Source organism: Bartonella sp. TT67HLJMS (assembly GCF_042193375.1).
Classification (GTDB): Bacteria; Pseudomonadota; Alphaproteobacteria; order Rhizobiales; family Rhizobiaceae; genus Bartonella; species Bartonella grahamii.
In genome coordinates, this window is record NZ_JBHILP010000011.1 from 67,291 (window position 1) to 79,618 (window position 12,328).

The 12,328-nt window shown below is 36.1% G+C and carries 7 protein-coding genes and 6 pseudogenes; 10 read left to right on the forward strand and 3 right to left on the reverse strand.

The features are described from left to right. Window positions 1-14: 14 nt before the first annotated feature. From ACFIJQ_RS07245 to ACFIJQ_RS07255, 3 genes are read right to left on the reverse strand one after another with little or no spacing between them, the layout of a single operon-like run. The gene (locus ACFIJQ_RS07245) at window positions 15-224 is read right to left on the reverse strand and encodes a hypothetical protein (RefSeq protein ID WP_375629477.1); all 210 of its coding nucleotides are present in this window, start codon (window positions 222-224) and stop codon (window positions 15-17) included. A gap of 3 nt (window positions 225-227) precedes the next feature. Then, the gene (locus tag ACFIJQ_RS07250) at window positions 228-821 is read right to left on the reverse strand and encodes a hypothetical protein (RefSeq protein WP_375629480.1); all 594 of its coding nucleotides are present in this window, start codon (window positions 819-821) and stop codon (window positions 228-230) included. Further along, complete coding sequence (locus tag ACFIJQ_RS07255) at window positions 811-2,595, reverse strand: MFS transporter (protein ID WP_273788658.1); 1,785 nt, start codon at window positions 2,593-2,595, stop codon at window positions 811-813. Before ACFIJQ_RS07255 ends, ACFIJQ_RS07250 begins: the two co-directional genes overlap by 11 nt. Before the next feature lie 477 nt (window positions 2,596-3,072). On the opposite strand from ACFIJQ_RS07255, the pseudogene ACFIJQ_RS07260 reads away from it, so the two are divergent. The 10 genes and pseudogenes from ACFIJQ_RS07260 to ACFIJQ_RS07305 form a co-directional block, all read left to right on the forward strand. Beyond that, a pseudogene (locus ACFIJQ_RS07260) lies at window positions 3,073-3,699 on the forward strand (tyrosine-type recombinase/integrase); the annotation flags it as partial. Between the two features lie 207 nt (window positions 3,700-3,906). Then, the gene (locus ACFIJQ_RS07265) at window positions 3,907-4,107 is read left to right on the forward strand and encodes an AlpA family transcriptional regulator (RefSeq protein ID WP_273788657.1); all 201 of its coding nucleotides are present in this window, start codon (window positions 3,907-3,909) and stop codon (window positions 4,105-4,107) included. A 97-nt stretch (window positions 4,108-4,204) separates the two neighbouring features. Next, window positions 4,205-5,089: pseudogene (locus ACFIJQ_RS07270) on the forward strand (toprim domain-containing protein). Between the two features lie 12 nt (window positions 5,090-5,101). Continuing rightward, window positions 5,102-6,708, forward strand: a pseudogene (locus ACFIJQ_RS07275) (YfjI family protein). A 582-nt stretch (window positions 6,709-7,290) separates the two neighbouring features. Next, window positions 7,291-7,750: pseudogene (locus tag ACFIJQ_RS07280) on the forward strand (type ISP restriction/modification enzyme); the annotation flags it as partial. Between the two features lie 73 nt (window positions 7,751-7,823). Then, window positions 7,824-8,018 (forward strand): annotated as a pseudogene (locus tag ACFIJQ_RS07285) (exonuclease); the annotation flags it as partial. 59 nt (window positions 8,019-8,077) lie between these two features. After that, entirely contained in the window at window positions 8,078-8,566 is a 489-nt protein-coding gene (locus ACFIJQ_RS07290) for a DUF488 family protein (RefSeq protein WP_375629483.1), read from the forward strand. Between the two features lie 134 nt (window positions 8,567-8,700). After that, a pseudogene (locus ACFIJQ_RS07295) lies at window positions 8,701-8,883 on the forward strand (integrase); the annotation flags it as partial. Between the two features lie 895 nt (window positions 8,884-9,778). After that, window positions 9,779-10,993 carry an NADP-dependent isocitrate dehydrogenase gene (locus ACFIJQ_RS07300; protein WP_375629486.1) on the forward strand — a complete coding sequence of 405 codons (1,215 nt, stop codon included), beginning with the start codon at window positions 9,779-9,781 and terminating at the stop codon, window positions 10,991-10,993. A 118-nt stretch (window positions 10,994-11,111) separates the two neighbouring features. Beyond that, the coding region (locus ACFIJQ_RS07305) for an MFS transporter (RefSeq protein WP_375629489.1) at window positions 11,112-12,328 on the forward strand (1,217 nt) is incomplete at its 3' end.

Consider the following 12,328-nt stretch of genomic DNA (forward strand, 5'->3'; position numbering starts at 1 on the left):
CGTAGGTTTATAGTTTATACTACTAAACCTTCTATCATAAAATCGTCCGGCATTTCTCCATGACTAGGTGACAATTGCAACTCCATAGCAAAAGGCGAAATAACTTTATCCCGAACAGTAAATAAAATTATAAGTTCTGTTTTTTCAACTAACACACCAGAAGAACTTTGAAAAGGAGCCGATAGTTTATATTTATTGGTGTAAACTCTGATGCGTATATCCATATTTTATCTCACAGCCAGAAAAAAATCCCGTATCATATTTAACTGAAATGTATTCTCGTACTTTTTTCTATTTTCAAAATTAACTAAAATGAACTCGGGAGTAGCGATACATATTAGAGCTAACACTTCTGCCAAATCGAATCTCTCCGATAAAGTAATCGTCACACTATATGGTACGCTATATTTTTTCATACATTCTATGTTACGCACCCACTTTTGTTTATATTTTTTACTGTCTAGATTTCTTATCTCTGAAATAACATCTGTGCCTATTTGTATCCCTAAAAAGAACGGATTACTCTTTAATAGCTTCAAATATGGTTGAATATAGATGTGCCCCCCTGTTGCAATCCGAAAATATTTTTTACAAATGAGACAGATACAAGTATATTTATGAAGTAAATCATAATCGAGCTCAAAAAGCTCTCCACCAGAAAGAATAATAAAATCAGATTTTATGTCATTTATTGTATATAAAGATATTGTATATAAAGATTCAGGCAACGCATCATCTCTCACCATATATTCCATCGAATACGGACAATGATTGCAGCCCGCACTGCAATTTTCATTACAAATTACAATATTATCGCCCATGAAATTTCTTATTCAAGTTCATATAATCCAATACTAATTGTTTAATGAAAATATTTTGGTATAGAGAAAGATCAGAAATTTTTTTAGCCACAAACGCTTTTATCATTGGTAAAGCTTCATCCTTTGATATAGACAGCAAATGAGAAATATAGTCTATCCGTTCTTCTAAATTGAGAGATAATCTTGGACTGGTGAAAAATGTTAAGATATCCAATTCCGGACTAGCTTCTTGACATAAATCCCAATCCACTACCATAAAAGAACTATCAGAAGTAACAATGATATTATCAGGATGTAAATCTCCATGTGATAAGATTATATTCTTGCTTAATCGATCTTGAAAGATCTTATTGATTTGATCAATAATCGCCTTTTGATGTAGCAAATCCATTTGGCTCAATACAGTACCCCGGATAAACTCCCATTCGACTACTTCATCGCAAAGTGTTATCAAATTTGGTGCAGGATAGAGACTTTGTCGAAAAGAGCCATCCTTGATGTTTTCATTAATGCACGATGCTTCCGGATAAATTTGCCCATAGCAAAACTCTTGATGCTTGCGTTTCAAGAAATGTTGTTTTGACGATTGTGCATTTTCAGGCTGTAACCAAATGATTTCTTGTTTTCTGACAAAAATAATTAAAGCAGACACCCCAAAAATCACAGCCATAATCACTGCCAACCACAAATTAGCTTGCCGGAATGTTGAAAAAACATGACCGTATAAAAAACTGAATGCAAAGGATACAACAGCTGTAATAATGGCTGTAAATGATAAAACAGTCGCGATAGCTTTGGGATCAATCAGTGAATTTATAAGAAGAGAGGACAGATAAGATCGATAAGCAGACTTAAAAACACATAGCAGTAAAAATCCTAATATAAGAGCCGCAATGATTTGAAATGACATGAGAAAAAAAGCAATGGTTACCATACAACCAATCATTAAGACGGGAAAAATAGGATTTTGAAACTTTGAAAAATACTTCTGAAACAATATATTGGAACTTGCTGAACAAAAATTCCCAATGATAAAAATAATCGAAACCAAAATAGCAGGTTGAAATGGCAAAAAATCAGAAAATGCGATAGAAACAGTTCGATTATTAACCAAAATAGCAAAAGCTGAAACTGCACTTAAAAAAATAAGAGTGAAGCGATAGGGGTTTTTGACTTCTTTACCGCTGGCGCACATAACTGTGAAAATATTCGGATGAGCGTTGATATGAAAACTATCTAATCCCTTCGTCAGTTTTGAAAACATAAAAATAGCAAAAATTAATGAAAGGACTTGAAAAATCAAAGGCAATGCAGGATGCACATAATAAAGTATTCCCCCTAAAAAAATAAGTACCGTTGTCACACTATAGGTAACAGCAGCCACTTCGGACTTAACGGAAAACAGTGTGCGATGCTTTGGTACTACAGAAAAGAGTAAACTATCTTCCGCACCTGAGAAACAAGCGGTTGCTAATGTAATACACAACAAATAAGTGGCATAAGCAAAATATGCATAATTCATAAAAAGAGCTAAAAAACCGCAAAGAAAGAAAAACAGACCAGTATAAATAACGCGCTTACTTCCATAAACATCTGATAATAAACCCAAGGGGACTTCTAAGATCAAAGGAAGCAATAAAAAATAACTACCGATTAAAACAATATCCGCTTGCGACAAATGCAATTTTTCCGACAAAAAAAGTGGTAAAACAGCAACCACCAGAGCAGTAGACTTACTAACACTATAAATCTTAAATTGCTTAACCTTATCCACAAAACACCTTCCCACGACATCCGCTACATGCGCCAGATTCTCTCAAAGATTTTTAAACGCTTTGAGCAGACCAATCTATTGCCTCATAATTTTGTAGGTTCCCAAAAGCTTCTGAATAAAAGCAATTTTTTAAATCTCCATTAGTCCAATACCAAGGATGAAAATGGAAATAAACACATTAACGGCGACGAAACGTACGTAGAATTTTCGCCTAAGTAATAATTAATACAATTTACAAAATTTTGTGACGTCCATGAGATTTTCCTTTCTTGGAACTTTTTATCTATATAAATCTGTAGGGGGGGATTCTTTCCTTGATAATTCATCTCTCAAATGAAAAAGTGAGGCGTTTGGCGGAAGAGTTTTGTTTCTTAAAGCCTTAGATCGATCCTTTGTATTATTTTTTCTAGAAAAACTAAATGACGACGTATCGAGCGGGCTGAATCCGATATAATCGACATCTTTGCTTATACAAAATTAGATGTTGATTTACAAGCTGCTGTAGAAAAAGCACGTTCTCTCTTAGCAAAACAACTCCATAAAGCACAAAATATACCAGCTATGGATTGGAGAGACATTCCCGCTTTTTATAAAACACTTTGCCAAACAACAACCGTGATACAACTGGCTTTGCGTTTGCTTATTCTGACAGGCGTTCGTACCAATCCTTTACGTCATATTCATAAAGATCAAGTTGAGGAGGATATATGGACCATTCCTGCTGAGAGTATGAAAGGAAAGCGTGATACGACAAAAGAATTTCGCGTTCCTTTATCAACAGAAGCATTAAAAATTCTAAAACAAGCACGCGGGCTTTCTCGTAATGATTTCTTCTTTTCTGCAACCGGTCGGAATCCCCTTGCTGAAAAGTGTATATCAATTTATATGAAAAAAAATAAACTTGAATCCTGCCCCCATGGATTTCGCTCTAGTTTACGCAATTGGCTTGCTGAAACAACCGATGCCCCCTATGAGGTCGCTGAAATCATTCTAAGTCATACAGTAGGAGGGCAAGTAGAGCGTGCCTATCGTCGTACTGACTATCTAGAACAGCGCCGTGTTTATATGGATAAATGGGCGGCTTATGTCACGGGTCAATCTTAAGATATGGGGTGAATAACCCCATTATCTGTGGATAACTTTAGCTCTCTTTTCTCTCATTCTCTCTCAATAAGACTCATAAATTATCACATCAGAAAAACTATGATAAAATATTGTTTTCTATAAATAAAACATCTTTCTAAATGAACCAAAATGTGGTTAATAAATAGTTATGATTTGTTACCATTTTTTGATAGAAAGGATTTTAGTATGACAGAAAATGATATTCTTTTAACAGACCGTGAAAGTGCAAAAATGCTTCATATGAGTGTTTCAACATTCCGGCGCCATGTGACCAATGGATCTCTCCCAAAGCCCTTAAAATTTGGCTTTTTGTCGCGTTGGTTACAATCGGATCTTTTGAATGTCATCGAGCAAGCAAAACAGCAACGTCAAAGTGACGCGGCATAAAAAAAACTTGTCACGTAAGGACGGACAAGGCTTTCTCAAACTCATCACCCTAGAGAGTGCACAATCCGTCCTATGACGCAACGTTATAGAATTAAAAATGATGTGTTCTTTTATAAATGCACGGGGCATTACACGTGCCTTGCATGGAGTTTGGCATGGGCGTTATGGAACAGCCCGTTGCCCTGCTCATGATGATAGGCTGCCTAGCTTATCCCTTGCCAATGGACATGATGGGCGTCTTTTACTCACTTGTTATACTGGCTGCTCTTTTAGAGAGATTATACAAGCGCTCATTAGAATTGGCTTCCTTGGAAAACAAGCCTTTTTTGATAAAGCTTATGATCAGACGCTCTCTTTCTCAAAACAGTTTTGTGCTGATCTCAAACGAGCAAAACAGAAAGCAGAGAGAGCAAAAGCAATTTGGCAACAAAGCCAACCAATCGAAAATACTTTAGCAGAAACCTATTTACGTATGCGTGATATTACATGTGAATTGCCTACTGATTTACGCTTTTACGATAAATGCCCTCATCCATTAGGAATGACGCTACCCGCGTTAGTCGCTCTTGTTAAGGAGCTGGCTCCTTTGCAATCCATAGAACCTTTTTAAAAGACAATGGATGCAAAACAGACCAAAAACCAGAAAAAGCCATGTTGGGATCTGTAACGGGTGGTGACATGCACTTAAGTCAAGCCAATCCCAAACATCTGGTCATTTGTGAGGGCATTGAAACCGGTCTGGCTCTGCTGTCTGGGTTGTTATCAGAGCCCGTTAATTTATGGGCGTTCCTTTCAACCAGTGGCATGATGCGTGTGAATTTACCCCCTTACAAAAGGGTGTCTCACCATTGCAATGGACGGCGATGATGTGGGTCGTAAAGCAGGTTTTAACCTCGCTGCGCGTGCCTATAGCCATGGCTTTGAGGTCTTTATGATGCAAGCTCCAAAAGGAACTGATTTTAATAACGTATTACTTTCTTAAAAGAGGGAAACTATGAAAGATAGTAATTTACAAAACAATAATGAAAATACTCCCATCAATGATAACGATAATGTCTCTTTAAACGAAAATACTTGTTTAAAAGCCATTTTCTTATGAACAAGCCTTGCAACAAAATGGTTGGGGGCAATTAAAACCGATTGCTACGGCTCTCTTACCTGTCGAACCTTTTAGCTTATTACAGCTTCCAATGCCATTAATGGACTATATTTATGAGGTTGCCGATCTTCAACAATCTTCTCTCGATTTTATTGCTATCTCTGCTTTATGTGGATTGTCTGCTGTCATTGGAAATGGCGTGCGGGTTGCTCCAAAACAACATGCCAATTGGAAAATTGTTCCTAATCTCTGGGGTGCCATTGTGGGGGAACCTTCAACTATGAAAACAGATACCATGGAAGCTGCTTTAGCACGTCTCGATGTTTTTCAAGAGGAATGGCATCAAGAATGGTTAAAGAAGAAAGAACAGCAAGAAAAGAAAGATATTCTTAGTGAATTAGATAAACGAGAAAAGAAAAAACAAGCCTACAAAGCACTCAAAGATCAAGACGAAGAACAAGCCCTTGCTCTTCTTTCACAAACTCTTGAACACAAAGAAAGTGAGGAAGATGACAGTTCTATAAAACGCCGTCTTATCGTCAATGATGTGACCGTTGAAAAGCTTGGGGAACTCTTAAAAGAAAACCCCCGTGGTCTCTTGTTGGTTCGTGATGAATTAGCTGGTTTTTTATCTAATCTGGCAAGAAAGGAATATCAATCAGACCGTTCTTTCTATCTAACAGCTTTTAATGGCAATAAGTCTTACACCTATGACCGTATAGGACGGGGAACCATTTTTATTCCCAATGCAACTGTCTCTATTATAGGGGGTATTCAACCTGCACGTATTATTCCCATTATTCAAGACATGCACCGTGGAATAAACGATGATGGTCTTATGCAACGGTTTCAAATGCTGATCTTTCCCGATGAACGACAAGAGCAGTTATGGGTTGATAGACCTCCTAATCAAAAGGCATGGGAAAGTTATCAAAGAATTTTTCGTTCTCTTTATGATAAACCATTAGGATCACCAAAATATCCGATAACTATACGCTTTTCTGCCGAAGCCCAAGAGATGTTTCGTGAATAGTGGGAAAATTTTCAAAGAACAATCAAAGGAGGTCATTTCTCATCAAGTTTACAAGCGCATCTTTTGAAAATGAATAAAACCATACCAACCCTTGCATTGATTTTTGAATTGAGTGAAGGGGGGCGTTTTGAAATCAATAGAGATGCCCTTGAGAGAGCCTTGTATTGGGAAAAATTTGATAAGCCATGCAAAACGTCTTTATGCGGCGAATGATACATTAACAGCAGAGCGTGCAAAATTAATTGTAGAGCGCTGTGATCATTTACCCGATGTTTTTACGGCAAGAGATATCTATAGAAGGTGTTGGAGGTCTTTAAAAGACAATGGAGCCGTTAAGCAAGCTTTAGAGCTTTTATGTCGTTGTAACTATATTCGTGAATTTCCTATAGAGGGGAATGAATTAGGTCGGCGTCCTGATAGACGGTATGAATGGCATCCTTTGGTTAAAAACAACAGCATAAAACAATAAAGAAATCTCTTTTGAAGTCTTTAAGACAACCACGCAAAACTCTTTTTATGGCATTCTCATCAAGGAACTTTTTTCCAAAAGCAAATGATCTGAGTGGCCTTATCAGAAGAGTTTTGTCAGTCTTGTCAGTTCATTCTAGCTCCTATATTATTTTTTAAATGAGAGAAAATTAAAAACATTGTATTTCAATATGTTAGCATTTTAACGACACAACCTATATCGACAATACAACCTTAAATACAATCCATAATATATATTTGTCAGTTTGTGTTTGTAAATTGAACTGACAAACTAGATTATTTTAGTGACTCATAAAACCTATCAAAATAATCATTATGATATTTTAAAAGCACATGCTTCATTTGTCTTTTTTCCATAGAATAAGCAGCAAATTTCACTATTTTGCTGATCTGATCTCTCTCATGGGCTGCGGATAAACAGCATTTAAAAACTCTTTTGAAAAAAATATCGGCTTTTTAGCATTTTTCTGCATTTTTTCTCAATTCGTTCAAAATGGATTTAATAAGCTTCGTTTTGATTCTTTTGAAGAGAATTAAACCCCTTATACGAAAACGGAGCTCTGTTGTAACAGGGCGTGAACTCAGTCATTTGTACGTGAGTTATGAAACTGTAGAATCTTATTCCGTGCCTTTAAAAGGGTAATCCAAAATTAACTGACATCTCTAATTCTGAGAAATTCTATTATGTGACTGAAATGAAATTCGCAAAAATTAAGAATAGTAAGGAAAAGGATAAATCAACTGTTATCTACAACAGCAATATCACAATAACAGATATCCCTCTTGAAGCTTATGAGTATATCGTCAATGGTAAACCCGCTCTTGAATGGGTTATGGAGCGTCAATGTGTAAAAACAGATAAAAAGAGTGGCATTATTAATGATGCCAATCGCTATGCTGTTGAAACCGTTGGAAATCCTGCTTATCCATTGGAGTTGTTTCAAAGGATTATTACCGTAAGTTTAAAAACAATGAAAATCGTGAAAAAACTACCAAAATTAGAAATTAGAGAAACTGAATAAGCTTATTAAAGCATGCTCACATAATGAGTGTGATAACCTTACAAAGGGGTATAAGGTCTTATAACCATAATCTGCTTGTACAAGACGAAAGTGGTGTGATTTCGTAAGCTATGACCTACGTTTTGCTGGGGAATCCTCTCACTTGCGCATGAAAGTCAAGCGTGTTCTCCGTGATGATCAACAAATTGAACAGATCAATCAAGCTGTTGAAGCCTTTGTAGCAGAGATAGAACAAGAGATAAAACAACTCTCAACAAAAGCTGCTTAACCTTATGGGGGTCCGCATATCTACGAGCACCCCCACCCTTTTACATAAGGAAATTAAACGTGTGTAACATCAAACATATTATCATACAGCCTGCTAAAGATGAGGAATTTTGTTTTTTTACCATTGGCTATGAAGGTAGGTCCCTTGAAAATTATCTTAGTTGTCTCATAGAAAACAATATCAAAACTTTATGTGATGTTCGTAAAAATCCAATAAGTAGAAAACATGGATTTTCAAAAAGGCAATTAGAGCAAGCTGTAAGCAACATTGATATTGAATATATGCATATGCCTGAACTTGGAATTACTTCTGAAAAACGAAGAAATTTGAAAACACAAAAAGATTATGACCGCCTTTTTGAAGATTATCAAAATACAACTCTCAAGAATAATTCTTGTGCAATAAACAAATTATATCAAATTTTTTTAAACAAAAAGCGCGTTGCAATCACCTGTTTTGAAGCCAATGTATGCATATGTCACAGAGGACAACTCGCATTAGCTCTCACTCAATTGCCTGATTGGAAATATGAAATTAAGCACATCTAAAAAATAAACTTACAGATTTTTTACATATGGGGGTGCTTCTCTTCACAAATGGCTCCTAGCCCCCCCCCTTCCTAACAACTTTCAAGTAATGCGTGATTCACGCCACATGTGAATTGCATCTCAATGTAAAGAGAAAAGATATGGCGAATGGCTTAAGAAAATTAGCAGCAACACGTGCAGCTAATTCTGGAGCAACAGTATCACAATTGAAAGAAATTTTTGGCTGAACAGAAGATCAGATGGCATCCCTTTATACAAAGAGTGCAGATCGTAAAAGACTAGCTCTTGAAGCTATAAAAAAGCTCCAAAAAAGTTAGGGGTAGAGACAAAAAAAACGTAATAAAATCAAAATTCATTAATTCCCTTATATTCTATATAATTCTTTGATTTTATTTACTCTATACCCGCGCCTTGGGGCGTACCATAATCCTTTTTTCTATGTGTAATACATTCATTTTATTTGTATTTTTAAAAATGAGGAATGCATAAATAAAAACGAGGGAATAAGATTTTTAAAGGGATCTCTTCGTAAAAAAGACACAAGAATCATTAGATAATTGATTTCTTTGTTGCATTTCGAGGATAGTGTTTTACTGCGCACAGTTAATAACAATAAAAATCGATAAAATATAAAAATTAGAGGGTTCTAGCTCGTGATCTGGTGAGTTTATGAGCCATATTTTCGCGTATACCGTTAATTTTTAAATTAAAACCAGCCACATCATTTATACGTTTCTTCCAACCTTCAAAACTAAAATTCACCCCAAAACACATCTTATATGAAGCATTTTTAATTACGGTGCCTTTGTATTACATTAAACTTTTCTATAAACAAACAGACCGTAATCTTAGAATTGAAATGCGATATAAAAATAGATTCTTATTCACCTAACACAACAAATCAAGAAACTATAATTTAGAATACGATCAACTTATTAAATGGAAACTCTGATAATAAAAATGCATAATTCCTGCCCCCCAGTGATCTAACTACCTTATCTATTAAACAGATTCTTCATCAATCATAGAATAATTATAGATTTGCAAACACATCACTTCTTTTCAAAAATTAAACCCTCCAACAAAATTTACACTCTATTGATCATAGATTCTAAAAGCTCATATTTGAGTGCTTTTTTCCCTTGTTTTTACTTTTCATTATAAACTTGAAAGTGCTATAAAGTAGTATCGCTTAAAAAAAAAGGACTTCTAATGGCAAAGATCAAAGTAGAAACCCCCGTTGTTGAACTTGATGGGGATGAGATGACTCGTATCATCTGGAAATATATCAAAGATAAATTAATCCATCCCTATCTCGACATTGATCTCAAATATTATGATCTTTCCGTCGAAAATCGTGATGCAACAAATGATCAGGTAACTATCGATTCTGCCAATGCTATCAAAAAATATGGGGTTGGTATAAAATGTGCAACCATCACACCTGATGAGGCACGCGTTAAAGAATTTAACCTAAAAAAAATGTGGAAATCACCTAATGGCACAATCCGCAATATTTTAGGAGGAGTCATTTTTCGCGAACCCATTATCTGTAAAAATGTCCCTCGCCTTGTTCCTAACTGGACAAAGCCAATTATTATTGGACGTCACGCTTTTGGTGATCAGTACAAGGCAACAGATTTTAAATTTCCAGGAAAAGGGAAATTAAGTATTAAATTTGTAGGTGATGACAATCAAGTTATTGAACATGATGTTTTTGATGCCCCAAGCGCAGGGGTTGCTATGGCTATGTATAACCTTGATGAGTCAATTCGTGATTTTGCCCGAGCATCCTTTAATTATGGACTACAAAGGAATGTCCCAGTTTATCTTTCAACAAAAAATACCATTCTAAAAACTTACGATGGTCGTTTTAAAGATATCTTTCAAGAAATATTTGATACGGAATTTAAAACTGAATTTGAAAATCGTAAATTATATTACGAACACCGCCTCATTGATGATATGGTTGCTTCTGCACTTAAATGGTCAGGGGGCTATGTATGGGCATGTAAAAACTATGATGGTGATGTTCAATCTGATATTGTTGCCCAAGGCTTTGGTTCTCTCGGTCTCATGACTTCTGTTCTTATGACACCAGATGGTAAAATTGTTGAAGCAGAGGCAGCACACGGCACCGTAACACGCCATTACCGTCAGCATCAAAGAGGCGAAGAAACATCAACAAATTCTATTGCATCTATTTTCGCATGGACGCGTGGACTGGCACACCGTGCTAAACTAGATAACAATGAGAAATTAAAAAGCTTTTCCGCGACATTGGAAGAAGTTTGTATTAAAACCGTCGAAGAGGGTTTTATGACTAAAGATCTCGCACTTTTGATTGGGCCTAAACAGAAATGGCTTTCTACAACAGGTTTCCTCGACAAAATTGATGAGAATCTCAAAAAAGCAATGGGCAATTAAGTTATTACTTAAATTAAAATTCAAAGCTCTAAACAGAGCTTTGAATTTCTCTTGGCAAATTCAAAGAAGTACCTTATAAGTAAAAAGAGGGTAAATTTTTATTAAATAGCAAAAAACAGTGAAAAAACAAAGCTGGTCTGCGCTTTTATTAGGTAAAAATGGTCTTTGCTTTTTAACGTTTACAGGTGGTGTTGTATTACACGCCACCAACGTCTATATTGTTATTACTATTTTACCCTCCCTTATGAATCATATTGGCAGTGAGATATATTATTCTTGGGTGGCGACTGTCTTTATTACAGCTTCACTCCTTGGTACTTCACTTGCAACAAAAATATTAGGAAAATTAGGTCCTCGCAACGCTTATGTTATCTCTGGACTTATCTTTACCCTAGGCACTTTCCTCTGCAGCATTTCTTCGTCTATGTCATTATTTTTAATAGGACGCTTTATTCAAGGATTGGGAAGTGGTTCTTTGTTATCTCTATCCTATTCCATGGTACGTATTATTTTCAGCCCCTCTTTATGGTCACACGCATTAAGTGTTATCTCTGGAATGTGGGGAATATCAACCTTGTTAGGACCAGCTATCGGTGGCATTTCTGTACATTATGGCGTATGGAGAGCATCCTTTTGGGTTATCGGCATATTAGCGATAATCTTCTTGCTCATAGCTCTTAGAGTTTTACCTAAAAAGAATGAAAACTATGTTCCAACATCCCCCCTCCCTCTTCTCCAGCTTTTCATACTCACCTTATTGATTTTTATCATTTCTGTTGGAGGAGCTATGGACACAACAATGGCAAAAATTTGCGGATTAGTTATCGGACTTAGTCTTCTCTTTGTTCTAGCAAAAATCGAATCATATAGCTTTCATCCTATGTTGCCGCGCAAATCCTTTTCTTTCTCTTCTGAAATTTTTCCCGTTTACGCATTAATACTCGTGATGACAACAGTCGTGTACAGTATAGAACTTTATTTACCACTTTTTCTTCAAGAACTTCATGGACAAGCTCCCCTTATAGCCGGTTATATAGCAGCACTTATGAGCCTAGGGTGGACGTGTGGAGCCCTCTCAAGTGCTGCTGTCTCCACAAAAAAAATTCGCAACATCATTATATACTCGCCCCTATTTAAACTGTTAGGCATAGCGATTCTTTTATGGCTCATCCCAACAGAAGTTTCCACACTCGAATATATTTTTATTATTTGCTTAGCACTATTTTCTATTGGAATCAGTGCGGGCATAGCATGGCCACATTTGCTCACACGGATCTTACAATGTACAAATGATGAAGATGCTCTACGTGCCAGTGAATCCCTTACCTCCGTACA